The organism is Rhizobium sp. LARHSG275, from assembly GCF_052871115.1.
On record NZ_JBIXJN010000056.1, the window covers coordinates 1 to 1,266 of the forward strand.

Annotated in this window: 1 protein-coding gene; it reads right to left on the reverse strand. The window is 64.3% G+C overall.

Annotated features, from left to right (window positions below):
* Positions 1 to 1,266, reverse strand: a 1,266-nt coding sequence (locus ACIPSK_RS32985) for a non-ribosomal peptide synthetase (RefSeq protein ID WP_446533139.1), incomplete at both ends; no start/stop codon positions are given.

Below are 1,266 nucleotides of genomic sequence, written 5' to 3' on the forward strand. Positions count from 1 at the left end.
GCCAACAATGAGTGGCCGCCGAGCTCGAAGAAGTTGTCGTGGCGCCCGACCCGCTCGACGCCGAGAAGCTCGGCCCAGATCCCGGCCAGCAGCGTCTCGATCTCGCCCTGCGGCGCCTCATAGGCCCGACGCGCATAGGCATCGTCGTCGGGGACTGGCAGCGCCTTGCGGTCGAGCTTGCCGTTCACCGTCAGCGGCAGTGCATCCAGCCGCACGAACGCCGACGGCACCATGTAGTCCGGCAGCAGGCCACCCAGATGCGCCCGCAACGACGAAGCAAGCCCGGCGCCATCGGCTTCAGCCGACCCGTCCGTCATCTTCACAACCACATAGGCGACGAGCCGCTTGTCGCCCGCCGCATCCGCGTGCGCCACCACCGCGGCATCGCCGACAAGCTCATGCTCCAGCAGCCGGGCGGCGATCTCGCCCGGCTCGATGCGGAAGCCGCGGATCTTCACCTGGTCGTCGTTGCGGCCCAGAAACTCGAGATTGCCGTCCGGCAGGTAGCGCGCCAGGTCGCCGCTCCGGTACATCCGGGCGCCGGCCTTGCCGCTGAACGGATCCGCCAGGAACCGCTCCGCCGTCAGATCCGGACGGTTCAGGTAGCCGCGAGCCACCCCCGCCCCGCCGATATAAAGCTCGCCAACCGCACCAAACGGAACGGGTGCGCCATGACCGTCTAGAAGATAGATCCGCGTGTTCGCAATCGGACGGCCGATCGTTTCGACAACAGCCTGCCCCCTCGGGATGCAAATCCAAGTCGAGTACGTCGTTGTCTCCGAAGGGGCGTACAGAGTGCAAATCTTCTGGACGCGCGTGCTCTCGAATATCCTCTCGATTAGGTCTGCCTTCACCCGCTCGCCCGCCAAATTGATGACGCTTGCCGATGCCGGCACGGCTTTCTGGTTGAGCAGAGCGGTAATCGCCGACGGGACCGTGTTGATCAAGGAGGCATCCACGGACGTTCGGGCCAGCTTCAGTGCATCCTCGGCAAGATAAAGAGTGCTTCCTTGCGACAGCGGAACGAAGCACTCATAGACGGACAGATCAAAACTGATCGAGGTCGAGAACAGCGTGCGCCTGATCTCTGATTCGGCAAACACGCCGCCACTCCAATGCAGCAGGTTCACTGTGTTCCGATGCTCGACCATGACGCCCTTCGGCGTGCCGGTGGATCCCGATGTGTAGATGACATAGGCGAGATGGCGCGCTGTCAGGCCGAGGGCATGCGGGTCGGGATCGTCAGCGGACTGATCGGCCCAGGCG